Below are 559 nucleotides of genomic sequence, written 5' to 3' on the forward strand. Positions count from 1 at the left end.
TCTCAGGCGTACAAATTCACGCCGCGCACGGCTATCTCATCAGCCAATTCCTCTCGCCGCACCACAACCGCCGCCAAGACCAATGGGGCGGCAGCTTGGAAAACCGTATGCGCTTCTTTTTGGAAATCTACACTGCTATTAGTGCCGCTGTGGGTAAAGATTTCTTGGTTGGCGTAAAACTCAATTCGGCGGATTTCCAAAAAGGCGGTTTTGATGAAAGCGAATCGGTGCAAGTGGTACAAAAACTGTCGAAAATGGGCATTGATTTTATTGAAGTTTCCGGTGGTAACTACGAAAGCCCGCAAATGCTCGCCGCCAAAGACAGCACCCGAAAACGCGAAGCCTTCTTCATCGATTACGCCGAAAAAGCCCGTGCAGTCAGCCAAGTTCCACTGATTATCACCGGCGGCTTCCGTTCGCAAACCGCCATGGAAGACGCACTCTCCAGCGGCCATTTGGATTTAGTCGGCGTCGCCCGCCCGTTTGCCTTATTCCCTGATTTGGCAAACAAAATGCAAAACGGCACTTACCAAACCGTACAAACCGACCGCATCAAAAC

General features: G+C 51.2%; 1 protein-coding gene. It reads left to right on the forward strand.

Annotation, left to right across the window (positions count from 1 at the left end):
* The coding region (locus tag ACTHUR_RS16945) for an oxidoreductase (protein WP_440399858.1) at positions 1 to 559 on the forward strand (559 nt) is incomplete at both ends.

This window comes from Neisseria sp. P0021.S007 (assembly GCF_051956855.1).